Here is a 17,368-nt window from a genome sequence, read left to right as displayed (position 1 = left end):
TTCGTGACGACGATGCCGATCAGCATCAGCATGCCGATCATTGCCGTTACGCTGATCGTTTCCCCTGCGATCAACAGGCCGACCAGCGCCCCGATGACCGTAAACGGCAGCGAGAACAGAATCGTGAACGGCGTCAGGGCGCCGCCGAACGTAATGACGAGAATCAGGTAAACGATCGCGACAGCGGCCAGCATCGCCAGGCCGAGCTGGGTGAACGATTCGTTGATCTGCTCCGTCACGCCGCCCATCTCGACGGAAATGCCGCCCGGGAGATTCATTTCGTCCACGATCAACTGCACTTCCCGGGAGACGGCGCCGATATCTTTCACCTTCGCTTCCGCCGTTACTTCCGCATAGACGCGGTCATCGCGGCGGGTAATCGTGTTCGGCGATTCGCCTTCCTCGATCGTTGCGACGTCCTTGAGCGATACTTCCATGCCGAGCGGGGTTTGGATTTTGACGTTTTTCAGATCGTCCAGACCGGCATAAGTTCTTTCATCGGCTTTCGGGTAAACGTTCAGCTTCTTGCCGTCCTTCTCGATCGTCGTCAGTACGGGACGTTCCCGCTCCGGACTGAGCGCCATCGCAATATGGCCGGCAGTCAGCCCGTACCGGCTCAATTTCGCCTGATCGGCGACGACGCGGTACTGCCCGTACGCCTCGGACAGACTCGAGTCGACGTTGGCGAGCGATTCATTCTTTTTCAGACGTTCGACGATATCGGCGACGACCGGTTTCAACGTCTCCATGTCAGGGCCGTAGACGAGCAGGGAGAGGCTGTTGCCGCTAAGTCCGCCGCCGGCAAAGTCCATATTTTCCACTCGCCCTCTCCGCCAAGCTCCTGCAGCAAGCTGACGACCCGGGCCGGTTCGTCGGCAAAATCGGGAAAATCCGGATCGTAATTCAGGTAGAACAGCGCTTGTTTGGATGCGCCCGGACTGAACGGATTTTGCCCACCTACCGAATATTGCAGCGTCTCGACCCCTTCGCGCACGAGCAGCTTGGCCTCCGCGTCCAGCGCCAATTGCTCGACCTGATCCCGCGTTTCGCCGGGCGCCGGATTGTAGGTGATCATGAGCGATTTCTCCGCACCGCTGTCGATGAAGCTGGTGCCGACAACCGGTACGATGGAGAGGCTGGCGACGAGCAGCACGACGGCTGTGCCGAAGGCGATCGCTTTATGATCGAGCGACCATCGGAGCACGCTTTTATACCAGCCCGCCAGCTTACCTTGATGCCCGTCCTCGTCGTGCGCTTTCTGTTTTTTGCCCTGCAGCCCTTTGCGGAACAGCGAGTGGGCCAGCATCGGCACGACCGTGATGGCCACAAGCAGCGAAGCCAGCAAGGCAAAGACGATCGTCAGCGCGAACGGCATGAAAATTTCGCCGATCGGGCCGGACACGAGACCGAGCGGCAGGAAGACCGCGATCGTAACGATGGTCGAAGCCATAATCGGGACGAACATCTCCCGCGTCGCTTCCAGCATCAGCTCCTTGCCGCTCAGCTTCTCGCCGGGCAGCGACATGCGCCGGTAAATATTTTCGATGACGACGATCGAATCGTCCACCACCCGTCCGATCGCCACCGTCATGGCGCCCAATGTCATAATGTTGAGCGTAATGTCCAACTGGTGGAGCGCAAGCAACGCGATCAGGATCGAAAGCGGAATCGAAACGACCGCGATGATCGTCGAGCGGAAGTTGCGCAAAACAGCAGGATAATGATGATGGCGAACAAGGCGCCGAGCAGCGCTTTGCTCATCATCGTCTCGACCGACTCCTCGATCGGCTTGCCCTGATCGAACACGGAAACGGCGGTCAGCCCGTCAATCTCTTCCGACAGCTTTTGCATCTCGTCCTTGACGAGGTTGACGACTGCGACCGTATTGGCGTCTGCGGCCTTCACGATCGCCAGTCCGATCGATTCTTCCCCATTCGTCCGCGAAATCGATTCGGCCTTGCCGACGACGCGGATATCGGCGATTTCGCTCAGCTTGACTGTCGGAATCGCGAGCCCGGCTCCCGCACCTCCCGGTGCGGCTGCTTGGCCGCCGGCCGGCGCACCGGCCGCGCCTGCAGCACCGGCCGCGCCTGCAGCGCCGGATGGCGCCCCGGCGGCCGCTCCGGCCAAGCCTTGTCCGCCTTCCGCGCCGGGAACGGTTCCTTGCGCGCCGCCTGTGGCTCCCTGGCCGGGGACTCCGGCCGCACCGGCTCCCGGCTGTCCTGCCATGCCGCCTTGCGCTTGCCCGGCAGCGCCGGAAGGAATGACCGGAATTTCGATGTTTTTGAGATCTTCCTCGGTGACGATGCTGCCGTCGACAAGCAGCGCCTTCTCCGTATTCCCGAATTCGAAGATGCCGAGCGGGGCCGATATGACCGAGCCTTGCACGATGCCTTTGACGACATCCTCGTTAAGCCCCAGCTCCTTCATCTTGTCGGCTTTGAATTCAAGCTCCGCCTCCTGCACATGCTGACCGGAAATTTGGACGTCGGCGACGCCTTCCAGCCCCTGGATGGCCGGCACGATCCGTTCCTCGACCGTACGGGTCAGCTCCTGCAAGCTTTGCTTGTCGTTCGAAACGCTGAGCGACAGCACCGGGAAGGCGTTCAGGCTGAGCCGCGAAATCGAAGGCTCGCCCGCTCCTTCCGGCAGTTGAACGGAAGCGAGCGCCTCGTCGACCTCGCGCTGCGCCTTTTCCATGTCCTTGTCATAATCGTACTCGATGATAATGGAAGAAGCATTTTCGAACGATTGCGATGAAACGACGGTGACGCCGTCAAGATTGCGCACCCGCTGCTCGATCGGCTCCGTCACGTTCGCCGCCACTTCTTCGGGCGCCGCGCCGGGGTAGACGGTCGTCACGTTGACGATCGGCACGGTAATGTCCGGCATCGTCTCCATCTTCATGTTCAATCCCGCGTACAGACCGGCAAAGGTGACGATAAACGTCATGATCCATAATGCAAATTTGTTGTTCAGCGAAAATCGGATAACGCTTTTCAATTCGGCTCCACTCCTTTATCTCTCGTCTATACTTTGAATCGATAACCAACGCCCCATATCGTTTCAATATATTGGGGGTTGGACGGTTCCATTTCGATTTTTTCCCGCAATCGGCGGATATGGACGGTGACCGTGGCGATATCCCCGGCCGAATCCATCCCCCAGACCCGTTCGAACAGCTCGTGCTTCTCGAACACCCGATTCGGATGCGAAGCCATGTACAGCAGCAGATCGTACTCCTTGCCGGTCAGGGGCACTTCTTCACCGTTGACGGTCACTTTGCGCGCCGGCTTGTCGATCAGCAAACCGCGGATACTGATCCGTTCGCCTCCGGTCTTCTCGCCGGTCAGCCGCTCGTACCGGGACAGATGAGCCTTTACCCTGGCGACCAGCTCGCCGGGACTGAACGGCTTGGTCAAATAATCGTCTGCGCCGAGACCAAGTCCTCGAATTTTGTCGATTTCATCCTTTTTGGCCGAAACGAGAAGAATCGGAATATTGTTCCGCTGGCGGATTTGACGGCATATGTCGAAGCCGTCGATTCCCGGGAGCATGACGTCGAGCACGATCAAGTCGTATTCCGCCTGCAGCGCCCGCTTGAGCCCGGCGTCGCCTCTCGTCTCGATATCGGCTTCGAAGCCGTGGCTTTCCAGGTAGTCCCGTTCCAGCTCCGCGATCGAACGATCGTCTTCAATGATCAGAATCCGTTTCATGACCTCCCCCTGTCTCTCCGGTTTTGCGCAACGTGAACGAAATGATGAGTCCGCCTTCCGGATGATTGGCCGCCGTCACCTTGCCGCCATGGCCTTCGACGATTTGCCGCACGATGGCCAGCCCCAGGCCGCTGCCCCCCGTGTCCGGACTGCGTGAGCTGTCCGCGCGGAAAAAATGGTCGAACAGGTACGGCACCGCCTCTTCCGCAAGTCCGGGACCCGAGTCCCGGATATCGACGCGGGCGTATGCGCCCTCCTCGGTCAGCTCGATCTCGATGCGCTTGTCGGCCCCGCTGTCCTGGGCGCCCATATACTTTCGGCTGTTATCCAGGATGTTGGCGAATACGCGGCTCAGTTTCTCCGGGTCCGCCATGACCGGGAGAGGTTTCCCGCGCTTCGGCGGGACGAGCACGATGCCTTCCCGTTCCAGATCGAAGCGCATTTCCTCCGTGATCTGCTTCACGTATCCGTTCAAATCGATGACCCGGAAATCGAACGGCACGGCGTGAAGATCGAGCTTGGAATACAGAAACAGTTCGTCGATCAGTCGGTCCATGTCGCTCGCTTTGCGATAGACGGTGCGCAAATATTTTTCCTGTTTTTCCGGCGTATTCGCGATGCCGTCCAAAATCCCCTCGACATAGCCTTTGATCGAGGTGATTGGCGTTTTCAAGTCGTGCGAGATATGGGACAGCAGCAGTTTCCGGTTCTCCTCGTACTGCAGGCTCTGATCGATCGAATGTTTGAGCCGGCGCCGCATATGCTCGAACGCCTTGCCGACTTCGCCGATTTCATTCGGCAACGCCGCCGTCTCGATCGGCGTGTTCAGATCCCCCTCCGTCATCCGTTCGGCGGCGGCCTTCAGCTTGTCCAGCGACCGGATGATGCTCCTCGACATCCAATACGTCAGAATGGCGCTGGTCAGCGTAATGACCGCCAGACCGACGATGTTCAAAACATGAAGGATATAAACCGGCACAACGTCGATCCGGCGAAACAGCACCGCCACTCCCGCGCTGCCGTCCGGATAATCGTAAACCGCCCGGTCCACCCGGAACCGGTAACCCCCGAGCTTAACCTTCTGGGGCGGCTTATCGATGAAACGGTACCAGTTCTGCTCCGGGGACAGGTTCTGCAAAACGGCGATACGGCGGCTATTTTCCCGTCTTGAAAAAGGACAAGCCCGGCGAACAGCCCGGCAAGCCGCCGCTGCACGTCATCGAGGTACGTTTTGTCGCGGTACAGCTCGGTATCGCGGCGAAGTACGTAGTCCATCTCCCCGAACACGAGCGCCTGACGATATTCCAGCTCATTGGCCGACATGAACGCCTGGCGCCAATTCCCGTCGTTGACGACGAACAGCACGAAGAGCGACAGCGAGATCAGGAACAGAAACGGAACGATGACCATGGCCAGATACGAGACATACAGTTTTTTACGGATGGACATCGCATCATCCTCGCTATTGGTTGCGCAATATTTTTATCATAAACGATAATTCTAACAAGATTGCTAACCGTTTCTTACAAAAGTATAAACGAATGAATCGGCCGGATACAACGAAGGGTTAGCGGCGGGCGGCCGTCCCGGAAGCGAGCAGGGAAACGGCGGCAATCGCCCCCGAGAACCCCCACAAGTAGGCGATCCAGAGCGCCAGATCGAGCCGGGGATGAAGCAGCAGCCTATCGGCGGCGGCTTCTTGCGCCAGCTGATAGCCGGCCATGACGAAAAGGAGCATGACGAGTCCGGCCGCTGTCTGCGCCAGCTTGCCGCGGCGCCGTCCCGTCAGCAGCGCGGCCGCCACGAACAACCCGAACAGTGTAGCGGAGAACGGGGTGACAAACCAGATGTTGACGGCCAGCGGGTCGATGGATGTCTCCAGCTTCCGCCACAGCAGCAACGCTGCGGAGGCTGCGCCGATCAGCGGAAAGACGGCGGGAGCAGCCGAGGCTGCCGCTGCCGCGTCCGTCCTGCGGACGGATCTTCTCCGCCATTCGGACCAGCGGTATGTAAAATAAAAAAACGCAATCGCCGCCCCGAGCAGCGACAATCCGTATTGGAGCAAATGATAGACCGGTTCTCCCCCCGCCGCCTTGAAGCTCAAATAAGGAATGCGGGATACGAACCAGCCCGTACGGTGCGTCCAGCCGTCAAAAAACAGATGCGTCAGAAAGCCGACGTAGAGCGAAACGAGGAAGCCGACAATCTGCCGCGGAAACGAACGGCGGCGCCGCGGGTAGCGCGCAGCTTCCGCCGCTGCGAACCGGTCGATGCCGCCGATGGCCGGCAGCAGCGAAGGCAGCGCCGGCTTGATGACAAGATGGAACGCAAGCGCGAACGCGGCGGAAAGCGGTACGCCGATGAGCGCGAAGCCCGCCGTCGAGTGGCCTATGGTGCCGACGGCCTGCAGGGCGACGAAGTATTCCATATCCGGCGCCATGCTGCCGAGAATAAGGCCCGTCACATTGAGACCGGGCGCAAGCTTGCGCAGCGGGGCGGCCAATGCGGCATGGGAGAAAGTGAACGGCATCGCGCGAGTCCCCCTAAGTCAAATTAGTCGAACGGCCGGAACCGGAAAGCCGGACTGCCGGGACCGAAGCCGGCTGCTTCCTCTGTCAATCCAGAGCTCCGAATTGCGAAAGCGGCCACAGCCGGAATACCGCCCGGCCTTCCAGGCTCGACAGCGCAACCGGTCCGAACTCGCGGCTGTCCATACTATGCTCCCGATTGTCGCCCATGACGAAAACATGGCCTTCAGGGACCGTATACGGAAGCTCCATGCCTAGCGGCAGCGTCCTTCCTTTCGCATAAGGTTCCTGCTGCGGAATGCCGTTCAGCACGAGCCTGCCGTCCTTGATCTCGATCGTGTCCCCGGCGACGGCAACGACCCGTTTCACAAGCCGCAGCTCGCTTTCCGGCCCGTTGATGATGACGATATCGCCGCGCTTCGGTTCCACGAACCGGTAGGAAAGCTTGTCTTCGATCAGCCGCTGCCCGGCGACGAGCGTATCTTGCATCGAAACGTTCCGGACTACCGTTTGCGCCACCGCGTAATTTTGAATCAGCAGCGATGCGGCAACCGCGACGCCAAGCGTCAAGGCCCATTCCTTCAATTCCTTGCGCCACCGCGAGCGCTTGCCGGCTGCGGCGGGACGGCCCGGCGAGCGGTCCGATCGGCCACCGGAAAATGGATGCACAAGCCCTCTCCTCCTTGTTCAAAATCGTACATGCGATATCCTTAATACGATTGAGCCGCCTGTAAAGTTCCAATTTCCGGATGTCTCCCTGTATCGGCCGAATACGGGAATTGCGGGGGAGTGACAATACGGGGACGGTGCGGTAGAGTAATAAAAGCGATCTCATTTCAATGGCCGAAGGAGTTCTGAAACGTTGAAAAAACGACGATGTTCGATCACGTGTTGTTTATCGCGGTAACCGTAATCTATTGGATGAGTCTGTACGTCTACGTGCCGGTTTTATCGCTTTTTCTCGACGAGCGCGGGCTTTCGATGCAAATGATCGGACTGGTGCTCGGCAGCTACGGTTTCGTGCAAATTGTCGTGCGCTTTCCGCTCGGCATGCTTTCGGACAAAATCGGCCGGAGGAAGCCGTTCATTCTGATCGGCATGGCGACCGGCGCGGCGAGCTGCCTGCTGTTTCTTCTGCCCGGATGGCTCGGACCGCTGGCGGGCCGATTGATGGCCGGTGTGTGCGCCTCCACCTGGGTCGCCTTTACGGTGCTGTACGCCTCCTATTTCACCGCTGCGGATGCGACGCGGGCGATGGGCCGCATCAGCTTTATGACCGCGTCGGGGCAGTTGATTGGGATGACGCTCAGCGGGGTGCTGGCTGACAGGTTCGACTGGGGTGCGGTGTTCGGCGCCGGCTTTGCGGCCGCCCTGATCGGATTGCTGCTGGCGGCTGCCATTCGGGAACCGCGGGAAAAAGCCGACCGGCCGGCCGTTTCATTCGCCAAGCTGGGCAGCGTCGTACGCAAGCCGCTGCTTGTCAAAGTGTCGCTCTTGTCCGTTATCGCGCACAGCATTCTGTTTATTACCATGTTCGGATTTACGCCGCTGAAAGCGGAACAGCTCGGAGCGGGCGGCCTGGAGCTGACGTACGTCGTTTTCGCGTTCATGATTCCGCATGCCTTCACGTCGCTGTTCAGTGCCAGATGGTTTGCGCCAAGGCTCGGCTCCTGGCAGACGGTGATGGCCGGGTTCGCTCTGAGCGCCCTGTTTACGGCGGCCATCGCCTTTTCGCCGTCCCTCGGCTGGCTGATGGCGACGCAGGCGCTGAACGGCTTCGCGCAAGGGCTCCATTTCCCGCTTCTGCTCGGCATGTCCATTCAGGAGGTGGATCTGCCGGAACGGGCGACGGCAATGGGATTTTATCAGGCGGTCTATTCGGTCGGCATGTTCGCCGGACCGTTTCTGGCCGGATGGCTGAACGACAGCTTCGGCCTGACGAGCGGCTTCTGGCTGGGCGCCGTTCTCGGAGCGGCGGCGGCGATGCTCGCCGCCCGCTGGAGCCGGCCGGGCTCAAGCGGCGCATCGGCCGGCATGAGCGCCGGATCGTAACCGGCAGCGTCGCGGCATGAGCGCCGGTCGCAGGCGGCATGCGGTGCGGTTAACCGCCTTCATGCGGCGAACTCGCGCTCGGAGTCGCGCAGGCGGCGAGGCTTGCGCGCCGGATTGCTGCCGGCAGCGGCGCGGCTTGCGCTTACAACCATCGGGCCATGAACCACAACAGGCCGAACCATGCCGCGGCGGCCAGCACCAGCAGCCCGTCGCGGCGGCCCGGCTTGAGCCGGAAGCCGAACGTCGGGCGCCTGACGGCCGTCCCGTACCCTCTCCCCTCCAGCGCTTCCGCCACTTGATCGCCGAGCCGCAGCAGCGCGACCAGATACGGCAGGATGGCGGACCGCAGCATCCGCAGCGGCACCCGTCCCGGTCTGGAAGCGAATTTGCCGCGGGCGACAGCGATGCGCGAATATTTCCCCCATTCGGCCGCAAGCAGCGGGATGAACCGGAACATAAGCGCCACGGTCAGCGCGATGCGCTGAACGGGTATCCCGACCCGGCCGAGAAATCCGAACGTCTGCTCGAGCGCGCGCTGCATCCGCAGCGGCGTAACCAAGGCGGCCAGCGGAAGGCCGAGCACCATAATCGGCAGCAGACGTCCGAGCCGCAGCGCTGTCGCCGACACCGCGTCCCAGTCGACGCCGAAAGGCTGCGGCCGGATGCCGGCAATGAGCGCGACAATCGCCACGAGCAGCGCATAAGCGCGAATGGCGCCGATCCACGGGCGCAGCGTCGCGCGCAGCGGATAGAGTACGGCGACAGCGGTAAGCGACGCCGCCAGCAGTCCCGGCCAGCTTGACTGCATGAGCAGGCCGGCTGCGCCAAGCAGGTACGCGGCGATTAGCGCGCGCGGGTCGAACTGTTCCCATACCGAACCCTGTGCTACCGAACCATGTACTACCGAACCAGGCGAACGGCTCCCGCGCCGTTTCAACTCCGTGGCGCCGCTCCCGGACCGGTCTGCGGCTTGCGGATCGGCGCCGGCCGCAGGCGATTCCGAAGCCGCCGCGGCCGCAGAGCGGTCCGCACGCGATTTCGCCCACTCCGCGGCCAGCATCGCCTCCCGGACGACGCCGCCGTCGATCTCGACGACCCGATCGGCGACCGGCAGCAGCGCGTCCGGATCGTGCGTCGCGATTATGGCGCCGCCGCCGGCAGCCTTATGCGCGGACAATACGGCGCGCAGCCGCGACACGCCTTCGGCGTCCAGGCCGGCCGTCGGCTCGTCCAGCAGCAGCCAGGCGGGACCGCAGGCGAGCAGACAGGCGAGCGCCAGCCGGCGCTGCTGCCCCCCGCTTAGCGTCCACGGATCCCGCCCGGCCGTCTCCGGCGGCAATCCGACCGCCGCCAGCGCCGCCTTCGCCCGTTCCGCCGCTTCCGGCCCGTCCACTCCAGCGGCCCGCTGCGAATAACGCAGCTCATCGGCCGCCGTGGCGCAAAACCATTGGGCATGCGCCCGCTGCGGCGCGATGCCGAGCTGCAGCAGCACGCGGCGGTTCGGCTTGCCCCGCCGCTTCCACAGCGGCTCCGCGCCCAGATCGATCCGGCCGGCGGCCGGTTCCCGCAGCCCGGCCAACGCTTCGAGCAGCGTCGATTTGCCCGCGCCGTTGCGGCCGATGAGCAGCGTAATTTCTCCGCCGGCAAGATGAAGCCGCCGGCAGTCGACGAGATCGCGTCCGGAACGTCCGTCCTCTGTTATCCGCAGCCCGCTGACGCTTAAGCCGCCGCCCGGCGCAAGGCGGGGGTTCGGCAGCATGCCGCCCTCCGGCCTCGCCATGCCGGGCGTCCTGTTCTCCCGGTTATCCGGCGCATCGCGCCAACCGATCCGGTCGATCGCCCCTTGCCCCGGCGAAGCTCCCCAAAAGCCGGCCAAATCGCCGTCATAGGCGATTCGGCCGGCTTGCATCGCCACGATGCGGTCACCCGGCCGCAGTTCGTCCAGCTTTTGCGTCGCCCATACGACCGTCGCTCCTCGTGCATGAAGACGGCGCACCGCCTCATGAACCGCCTGCGCCGAATTCGGGTCGAGCATGGCGGTCGGCTCGTCGAGCACGATGAAAGGCGACTGCTGGACAAGTCCGCCCGCGATCGCGGTCAACTGCTGCTGGCCGCCCGACAGTCGGTCCACATGCCGATGCATAACAGCCGCGAGCCCGACTTCGGACATGGCGCGTTCCGTCAGCGCCGGTATCCGTTCGCCCGGCACACCAATCCGTTCCATTGCCAGAAGCGCATCCTCGTACGGCGTCGCGCCGACGATGGACGCCTCCGGATGCTGCATCACAATCGGCACCCGTCCCACAGTTCCGAACGTCTCCGGGTCCCGCTTCACCTTTCCTTCCACCTTCCCGCGCCAGCAGCCGGCCAGCAGCTTGGCCAACGTGCTCTTGCCGCTGCCGTTCGGTCCGATGAGATGCACCCATTCCCCTTTCCCGATCCGCAAATCCAATCCGCTCGCAATCGCCTTGCGTCCGCCTTCCGTACCGCCCGGCGCGTCCGGATAAACGGTCACGTCAGACAACTCTACTACCGTTTTCACCAAAAACTTTTCCTCCAACCTCTTCCGCATGAAGCGTTTCTATGGTAAAATCCAATTTGTTAACCACATTATATCGAAATAGGTTAACAATTAAAATAGGGAAAAGGAGCTTTTGAATCGATGTTTCATGAAATTCGTCGTCTCGTATTTATCGCCTTATTTGCCGCATTGTTTATCGTGATGAGCGCCATCAAAATCGATCTTGGCTTTACGCCGGTTCCGATTACGCTGCAAAATTTGGCCGTCATGCTGGCCGGCGCCTTTCTCGGGGCCGGTCCGGGCTTTGCCAGCATCGCCATCGTCGTCGCGCTTACCGCAACCGGCTTGCCGCTCTTGCACGGACAGGGAGGCATTACGTATATCGCCGGACCTACCGGCGGCTTTATACTTATCTTTCCGGTTTGCGCGCTGCTGATCGGCTTCTTCGCCGCCCGGCTGCTGCGCAGCGAGAAGTTCGCCGGCAACCGGATCCTGCTTGCGATTGCGCTGTTTTTCGTCTTCGAGCTGTTCGGCTCGGCGCTCGCCTATATCGGCGGCGTCCCGTGGTTTATGAACGTCACCGGCTATTCGCTCGAGCGCGCGCTCGCCGCAAGCTGCTATCCGTTCCTGCCGGGCGATGCGATCAAGTCGCTGCTCGCGGCGATATTGACGGTTGCCCTTCGGCCTTATTTGCCGGCGGTACGCGGTTACGGCAACCGGCGCGCAACGGAATAACCGTCGGGCGAACCGCCTTCGCGGCGGAACGATTCGGCCGCCCGACAAACAACGACCGCCAGTCCCTCCGGGACTGGCGGTCGTACTGTTAGGGAAGCTTGTCCGTCATGCCGGCCGAAGCGTTCAATCGCTGCAATCGGCGGGAGCGGCCTGTCTGTTGTCATTCTCCAGCTCCAGCTTCTCGCCGACCGTATCGCGAATGACCGAAACGACAAGCTGGAGCAAATAGTTGATATCCGATTGGCTCTGCTGAAATTCCGACACAATCGGAATGCTGTCGAGCTCGTCCTGCAGCTGCTCCATCTCGCGCTCGATTTTGGCAACCATTTTCTCGTTTTTGAACGTCGTCTCGAACGCGACGAGCTCCTTCTGCTTTTTCTTGATTTGGGCGATCAATCCCTGAACCCGTTCATTGGCCTGGATTTGCTTTTCCGCGCGGCGGAAATGCTGCACCTCTTCGGACGTGTAGATCAGTTCGGCAAGCTCTTTGGCTTTGGCCATAATATCCTCGCGAACGATCAAATCCCGGGTATGATAAACCGGAATGGAGCAGCCTGCGGACCCGTGGCCGTGCCGATGCTCCTTCTCATGCGCCCTGCCCGGCGCCTCGCTTGATTGTGTCATCGTCATCTCTCCTCAAACTTTTCGCCAGAAAAGTTTTTTCGTCAGCAATTGGCTTGCAGCAATCGGCATCCGGCTTTAGGATACCGCGCCCTGGACGGTTGCAAGCTCGACCGGCTCCGCTTTGATATACCACGTCTGCGGCTCCGTAACCCGCACATGAACGAATTGTCCGATCCATTCCTTCGGTCCTTCGAAATGGACGAGCTTGTTCGTTCTTGTCCGTCCCGACAGCATATTCGCCTTGTTTTTGCTTTCGCCTTCGACAAGCACTTCGACGATCTGCCCCTTCAGCCGCTCGTTGCTTTCACGGCTCAATTCGGCCATCAGATCGTTCAGCCGCTTCAGCCGCTCCTTCTTCGTCTCGGCCGAGACGTCGTCGGTCATTTCGGCTGCCGGCGTGCCCGCGCGGGGCGAATAAATAAAGGTGAAGGCGGAATCGAAGCGGACTTCGCGCACAAGCGAAAGCGTCTCTTCGAACTGCTCCTCGGTTTCACCCGGGAATCCGACGATAATATCGGTCGTCAGCACGACGTCGGGAATCGCGGCCCTGATTTTGCGCACAAGCTCCAGATACGATTCGCGCGTATATTTGCGGCTCATCTTTTTCAGAATGGCGGTGCTGCCGGACTGTACCGGCAAATGGATATGCTCCACCAGATTGCCGCGGCCGGCCAGCACTTCGATCAAGTGATCGTCGAAGTCGCGCGGATGGCTCGTGGTGAAGCGGACGCGCGGGATATCGATTTTCGAAATATCTTTCATCAGATCGCCGAAACGATAGTTGCGGTCCGTGAAATCTTTGCCGTATGCGTTGACGTTCTGGCCGAGCAGCGTAATTTCCTTGAAGCCTTGCCGCGCCAGTTCCCGCACCTCGGCGATGACGTCTTCCGGCAGCCGGCTCCGCTCCTTGCCCCGCGTATACGGCACGATGCAGTAGGTGCAAAATTTGTCGCAGCCGTACATAATGTTGACCCAGGCGCGCATCCCTTCCCGTTTTTCGGCAAGTTCTCAATAATGTCGCCTTCTTTCGACCACACTTCGACCACCATCTCCTTGCTGAAGATGGCGTTCATCAGCAGTTCCGGCAGGCGGTGAATGTTGTGCGTGCCGAAGATGAGGTCGACGAACGAATGCTTTTGCAAAATCCGGCTCACGACCGATTCTTCCTGCGACATGCAGCCGCAGACGCCGAGAATAAGCTCGGGCTTCTCTGTCTTGAGCGACTTCAGATGCCCGAGCTCGCCGAATACTTTGTCCTCCGCGTTTTCGCGGATCGCGCACGTATTGAGCAGGATGACGTCGGCCTCGTTACGGTCTTCCGTCGCCGTATAGCCCATCTGCTCGAACAGCCCTTTCATCACTTCGGTGTCATGCTCGTTCATCTGGCAGCCGTACGTATATATCAAATATTTCTTGTTCGTTCCGAGTGTGCGCAGCGCTTCCGGCACCGCATTGTCGTACAGCACTTTCACTTCTTCTTTGCCGCGCTGCTTTTCCTGACGATAATTGGGTTCGGATACGATATGAATATCGCGGCCGCCCAAGCGGATTTTTTTGCCATGCTCATCCTCGGAAATGACTTTGGCTCCCGAAAAATCGAAATATTTGCTGTAATCTTTCGTTTCTTTCGCCAACGTTGATCACTTCCCTCCGGTTGTATCCATCAAATTATAGCATGTTTTGCAGGAGGCCGCCACAAGGGTATTCCGAGGCATCGGGCCGGTCGCCGCTTACCCGATAATTTCGGCCGTATCGCCGCTTTGGACGCCAGCCGCGTTCGCTTCATCGGTATCGATGTGCATATCGAGCGCGAAATCCGGCGACACTCTGGCGATCACCTGCTCGAATACGAGTCCCCGTTCGCCGCCAACGCGCACCTTCAGCCTTTGCTTGTCGGCAATCCCCCACCGTTCGGCGTCGGTCGTATGAAAATGGATATGCCGCGCAGCGACGATGACGCCTTGTTCGATCGTCAGTTCGCCGGCTGGCCCTTTGATCGTGATCCCCGGCGTGCCCGCGATATCGCCGGATTCCCTGACGGGCGCGTCGATGCCGATCGCATACGCGTCGGTGCGCGATATTTCGAGCTGCGTCGCGCTGCGGGCCGGCCCCAGTATCCGCACTTTCGGGAACGAGCCTTTCGGGCCGACAACCTCCACCGTTTCATTGGCCGCAAACTGCCCTGGCTGCGATAGCGGCTTCATGACCGTCAGCTCGTAACCCGGGCCGAACAGCGCCTCCACATGCTCCCGCGAAAGATGGATATGCCTCGCCGATACGCCAACCGGTACAAGTTTTGCCATGAAAAGATCATCCTTTCGTTTGTCCCTGTAAAGTATACCCTATCGCCAGTATACGCCAAACATCTTCCGACAGCAAAAAAGCATGCGGCCGATTCGGCAGCATGCCCGGGCTTCTCCCGTTTATTTGAACTCGGCAAGCAGATTGTCGAACTGCTCGCGGGTAATATCGAGCGATTGCTTCGCCAACGCTTCCTGTGCGAATCCCGGGATGAGGTCCTCGTAACATTTGCGCGTTTTATCCTGATAGATCAGTCCGGTCAGCATCCCGTTCGTTTCCATAATTTTGTTCATCGCGGCAACCCGGTTGGTCGGATCGTAGTCCGGGAACTGATCCAGGTTGACGATGTTTTCCTTGAACCAGTCGTACGTGTTCACCTTGTTGAATGTTACGCAGGGGCTGAACACGTTAATGAACGAAAAGCCTTTATGCTTGATCGCCTCCTCGATCAGCAGCGTCAGCTGCTTCAGATCGCTGGAGAACGATTGCGCGACGAACGTCGCACCCGCGGACAGCGCGATTTCGAGCGGCGACAGCGACGTCTCGATCGAGCCTTCCGGCGTCGATTTCGTCTTGAAGCCTGCGGCGCTGCGCGGCGATGTCTGGCCTTTGGTCAAGCCGTAAATCTGGTTGTCCATTACGATATAGGTAATGTCCAGGTTGCGGCGAATCGCATGAACCGTATGTCCCATGCCGATAGCGAAGCCGTCGCCGTCGCCGCCGGAGGCGATAACCGTCAATTCCCGGTTGGCCAGCTTGACGCCCTGCGCGATCGGCAGCGCCCGGCCGTGAATGCCGTGGAAGCCGTAAGCGTTAATATAGCCGGAAATCCGTCCCGAACAGCCGATGCCGGATACGACAGCCAGTCCCTCGGGCTCCAAACCGACGTTGGCTGCCGCCCGCTGAATGGCCGCTTGCACGGAGAAATCGCCGCAGCCGGGACACCAGTTCGGCTTCACATTATTGCGAAACTCTTTGAATGTCGCCATCTTAGTTCAACTCCTTGCAAGCTTTGTACACTTCGGAAGGCAGGAACGGAGTCCCGTCATATTTCAAAATGCTGCGGATATTGTCGGCAAATCCGCAATGCAGCTTGATTTGCGCAGCGAGCTGCGCCGTCGCGTTGTTCTCCAGGACGACGATCCGCTTGGCGCTCTTCAGATACGGCAGCAGCAAATCGGCCGGGAACGGATGGATCTGGCGCACGGTCACATGATTGCTCGTCACGCCGTCCGCTGCGAGCCGCTGTCTTGCCTCGTCGATCGTGCCTCCGGTCGAGCCCATGCCGATCATCAGCAGATCCGGCGCTTCATGAGGCGCGTCGACGCGGATCGCTTCGCGGATGTAGACGCCTTTCAGCTTTTTCAGCCGTTTGTCCATCATCTTCTGGCGGTTCTGCGCATTCTCCGACGGGCGGCCGGCCTCATCGTGCTCGACGCCTGTCACGTGATGGAGGCCGTATTTCTCTCCCGGCAGCACGCGCGGCGAAACGCCGTCTTCCGTAAATTCATAGCGCTTGAACAACTCGTTCGGCTCAAGCGGCGGCGCGTCCTTCACCAGTTTGCCGCGTTCGATCGGTATTTTCTCATAGTCCAGCATTTCACAGGACTGCTTGCCGAGCGACAGCTGCAAATCGGTCATGACGATGACCGGCACCTGATATTTCTCGGCCATATTGAACGCCTCGATCGTATCGTAGAAGCAGTCCTCGATCGAAGCCGGCGCGATAACCAGCTTCGGAATTTCACCGTGCGTGCCGTATACCATCGCGTTCAGATCGGATTGCTCCTGCTTGGTCGGCAAGCCGGTGGACGGACCGCCGCGCTGCGTGTCGACGATGACAAGCGGCGTTTCGGTCATGCCGGACAAGCCGATCGACTCCATCATGAGCGACAAGCCGGGGCCGGCGGAAGCCGTCATCGCCCGCACGCCGGCGTATCCCGCGCCGATCGCCATCGTCGCGGCGGCGATTTCATCCTCCGTCTGAATCACGGTGCCGCCGAATTTCGGCAGCTTCTTAATCAAATATTCCATAATCTCGGAAGCAGGGGTAATCGGATAAGCGGACATAATTCGGCATCCTGCGACAATAGCGCCGAGCCCGATCGCTTCATTGCCGATCATAAACAATTTCTGGCGGCCGTCGGCCGGCTCGAGCCGGAACTCTTCCAAGGGACCTCCGGCAAGCTCGAGCACATACTCGGCGCCGCGCTTGACCGCCTCCACGTTTTTCTCGACGATGGCCGGTCCTTTCCGTCCGAACTCTTCCTCCACCGCCTTGTTGAATACTTCCAGCGGCAAGCCGAGAAGCGCCCACGATGCCCCGGAGGCGACCATGTTCTTCATCAACGAAGTGCCAAGCTCCTCGGCAATCGCCGTAATCGGCACGGCAAACAGCCGGGCGTCCACGCCATCCGGCAGCGTCGGATTGAATTTCGCATCGGCGACGACGACGCCGCCCGGACGCAGCTCGTGGCTGTTCAAATCGATGCTTTCCTGATCGAACGCGACGAGAATGTCCAGATCGTCCGAGATGGCCCGAATCGGCTTCGTGCTGATGCGAATTTTGTTATTCGTATGACCGCCTTTGATCCGGGAAGAAAAATGACGATATCCGTATAAATAGTATCCGAGCCGGTTCAGCGCCGTCGAAAAATGCGGTCCGTACTTTCGACGCCCTCCCCTTGCTGACCCCCGATCTTCCAAGACAATTGACTGATCAAAATGCCCATCTCCTCTTTTTGATGAACGGTGATAGTTCGACAACAAGCTATTTGAATGAAAGCTATTCGATTGTCACATAAATTTTAAGATTGGTAACCGTAAAAAGCAAGGCGTAATCGGTTTTTTTAAGATAATTCTTTTCGATTGAATTGATACCGGAACGAGAT

Annotated in this window: 11 protein-coding genes and 3 pseudogenes; 2 read left to right on the top strand and 12 right to left on the bottom strand. The window is 59.9% G+C overall.

Annotated elements, in window-relative coordinates:
* From PACILC2_RS17125 to lepB, 6 genes and pseudogenes are all read right to left on the bottom strand, one after another.
* Positions 1-3,003, bottom strand: a pseudogene (locus tag PACILC2_RS17125) (efflux RND transporter permease subunit); the annotation flags it as partial.
* A 26-nt stretch (positions 3,004-3,029) separates the two neighbouring features.
* On the bottom strand, positions 3,030-3,716 hold the full coding sequence (locus tag PACILC2_RS17120) for a response regulator transcription factor (protein WP_062492644.1): 687 nt from the start codon (positions 3,714-3,716) through the stop codon (positions 3,030-3,032).
* Positions 3,694-4,614 carry a sensor histidine kinase gene (locus PACILC2_RS17115; RefSeq protein ID WP_372447160.1) on the bottom strand — a complete coding sequence of 307 codons (921 nt, stop codon included), beginning with the start codon at positions 4,612-4,614 and terminating at the stop codon, positions 3,694-3,696. Before PACILC2_RS17115 ends, PACILC2_RS17120 begins: the two co-directional genes overlap by 23 nt.
* Before the next feature lie 53 nt (positions 4,615-4,667).
* Positions 4,668-5,165, bottom strand: coding sequence for a hypothetical protein (locus PACILC2_RS17110; RefSeq protein ID WP_213529711.1), 498 nt, complete (start codon positions 5,163-5,165; stop codon positions 4,668-4,670).
* Positions 5,166-5,283: 118 nt separating this feature from the next.
* Positions 5,284-6,246: a DUF4184 family protein gene (locus tag PACILC2_RS17105; protein ID WP_213529709.1), complete on the bottom strand. Its 963-nt coding sequence runs from the start codon at positions 6,244-6,246 to the stop codon at positions 5,284-5,286.
* A gap of 85 nt (positions 6,247-6,331) precedes the next feature.
* Positions 6,332-6,913 (bottom strand): signal peptidase I, encoded by a 582-nt coding sequence (gene lepB / locus PACILC2_RS17100; RefSeq protein WP_062492641.1) that lies wholly within the window; start codon positions 6,911-6,913, stop codon positions 6,332-6,334.
* A gap of 207 nt (positions 6,914-7,120) precedes the next feature.
* On the opposite strand from lepB, the gene PACILC2_RS17095 reads away from it, so the two are divergent.
* Positions 7,121-8,296 (top strand): MFS transporter, encoded by a 1,176-nt coding sequence (locus PACILC2_RS17095; protein WP_062496759.1) that lies wholly within the window; start codon positions 7,121-7,123, stop codon positions 8,294-8,296.
* Positions 8,297-8,438: 142 nt separating this feature from the next.
* On the opposite strand, the gene PACILC2_RS17090 is transcribed toward PACILC2_RS17095, so the two are convergent.
* Positions 8,439-10,838: an ATP-binding cassette domain-containing protein gene (locus tag PACILC2_RS17090; protein WP_244863584.1), complete on the bottom strand. Its 2,400-nt coding sequence runs from the start codon at positions 10,836-10,838 to the stop codon at positions 8,439-8,441.
* A gap of 120 nt (positions 10,839-10,958) precedes the next feature.
* On the opposite strand from PACILC2_RS17090, the gene PACILC2_RS17085 reads away from it, so the two are divergent.
* Positions 10,959-11,552, top strand: coding sequence for a biotin transporter BioY (locus PACILC2_RS17085; protein WP_062492639.1), 594 nt, complete (start codon positions 10,959-10,961; stop codon positions 11,550-11,552).
* 123 nt (positions 11,553-11,675) lie between these two features.
* On the opposite strand, the gene PACILC2_RS17080 is transcribed toward PACILC2_RS17085, so the two are convergent.
* The 5 genes and pseudogenes from PACILC2_RS17080 to PACILC2_RS17060 all read right to left on the bottom strand — a co-directional run bounded on the left by PACILC2_RS17080 (position 11,676) and on the right by PACILC2_RS17060 (position 17,200).
* Positions 11,676-12,176, bottom strand: coding sequence for a YlbF/YmcA family competence regulator (locus tag PACILC2_RS17080; protein ID WP_062496757.1), 501 nt, complete (start codon positions 12,174-12,176; stop codon positions 11,676-11,678).
* Between the two features lie 75 nt (positions 12,177-12,251).
* A pseudogene (gene miaB / locus PACILC2_RS17075) lies at positions 12,252-13,810 on the bottom strand (tRNA (N6-isopentenyl adenosine(37)-C2)-methylthiotransferase MiaB).
* A 96-nt stretch (positions 13,811-13,906) separates the two neighbouring features.
* Positions 13,907-14,479, bottom strand: a complete 573-nt coding sequence (gene pduL, locus PACILC2_RS17070; RefSeq protein ID WP_062492637.1) for a phosphate propanoyltransferase — start codon at positions 14,477-14,479, stop codon at positions 13,907-13,909.
* Between the two features lie 120 nt (positions 14,480-14,599).
* Positions 14,600-15,466, bottom strand: coding sequence for a 2-oxoacid:ferredoxin oxidoreductase subunit beta (locus PACILC2_RS17065; RefSeq protein ID WP_062492636.1), 867 nt, complete (start codon positions 15,464-15,466; stop codon positions 14,600-14,602).
* Position 15,467: 1 nt separating this feature from the next.
* A pseudogene (locus PACILC2_RS17060) lies at positions 15,468-17,200 on the bottom strand (2-oxoacid:acceptor oxidoreductase subunit alpha).
* Positions 17,201-17,368 lie beyond the last annotated feature (168 nt).

The sequence above is a fragment of the Paenibacillus cisolokensis genome (genome assembly GCF_018403665.1).
Taxonomy (GTDB): Bacteria; Bacillota; Bacilli; order Paenibacillales; family Paenibacillaceae; genus Paenibacillus_AH; species Paenibacillus_AH cisolokensis.
Note: the sequence above shows the minus strand (reverse complement) of the source record. Positions and strands in the feature narration are given on the sequence as shown.

Coding starts and splice junctions, on each gene's coding strand:
- PACILC2_RS17120 (WP_062492644.1), bottom strand. CDS start 3,716: ATGAAACGGATTCTGATCATTGAAGACGATCGTTCGATCGCGGAGCTG.
- PACILC2_RS17115 (WP_372447160.1), bottom strand. CDS start 4,614: ATGTCGAGGAGCATCATCCGGTCGCTGGACAAGCTGAAGGCCGCCGCC.
- PACILC2_RS17110 (WP_213529711.1), bottom strand. CDS start 5,165: ATGTCCATCCGTAAAAAACTGTATGTCTCGTATCTGGCCATGGTCATC.
- PACILC2_RS17105 (WP_213529709.1), bottom strand. CDS start 6,246: ATGCCGTTCACTTTCTCCCATGCCGCATTGGCCGCCCCGCTGCGCAAG.
- PACILC2_RS17095 (WP_062496759.1), top strand. CDS start 7,121: ATGTTCGATCACGTGTTGTTTATCGCGGTAACCGTAATCTATTGGATG.
- PACILC2_RS17085 (WP_062492639.1), top strand. CDS start 10,959: ATGTTTCATGAAATTCGTCGTCTCGTATTTATCGCCTTATTTGCCGCA.
- PACILC2_RS17080 (WP_062496757.1), bottom strand. CDS start 12,176: ATGACACAATCAAGCGAGGCGCCGGGCAGGGCGCATGAGAAGGAGCAT.
- pduL (WP_062492637.1), bottom strand. CDS start 14,479: ATGGCAAAACTTGTACCGGTTGGCGTATCGGCGAGGCATATCCATCTT.
- PACILC2_RS17065 (WP_062492636.1), bottom strand. CDS start 15,466: ATGGCGACATTCAAAGAGTTTCGCAATAATGTGAAGCCGAACTGGTGT.